This is a genomic window from Lysobacter korlensis (assembly GCF_042434515.1).
In genome coordinates, this window is record NZ_JBHLTG010000076.1 from 1 (window position 1) to 507 (window position 507).

General features: G+C 49.7%; 1 protein-coding gene. It reads right to left on the reverse strand.

Annotation, left to right across the window (positions count from 1 at the left end; genetic code table 11):
• Positions 1–492 (reverse strand): transposase domain-containing protein (locus ACFFGH_RS34495; RefSeq protein WP_386677505.1); only part of this gene is annotated, 492 nt, incomplete at its 3' end.
• Positions 493–507: the final 15 nt, after the last annotated feature.

Below are 507 nucleotides of genomic sequence, written 5' to 3' on the forward strand. Positions count from 1 at the left end.
CGTCTGTCTGTCGCTGGATGTATTACCCGACCCAAAATGGTCTCTTAGCTCCGGTGTGTCAGCGGTTCGAAAAAGCGCGCCATCCACAGCAAAGACTTGCAAACCTTGCCATGTATCCTCAGGGTAACGCTCTAACCCCCACCTATGGCTGCATTGCCTAAACAACCATTCTGGGGCTGCTTTGCCAAGGCGTTGCCTTGCTTGCGTTAAAGCACTTTTTGCTAACAGCTCCTCATTAGCCAACCCCTCGGCACAGACATTCATTCGCCGTGCGACTTCGGCAATCGGTTCGTTGCGGAAAAACGCCATTCCAACAATAAGCCAAAGAACCATATCACTCGGTAAGCGACGTCGACGAATCGTCGCTTTATCGGAAAGTGTTACCGCTTTAGCAATCCACTCGTCAGGAATATGCTCGGAGAAGGTGGTTAGCTGAGCGACATCAACAGGACTCTCTTCAAGAAAGTCGGCAAAGCAGTTTTGAATAGACATAAAAAATCGGAAACC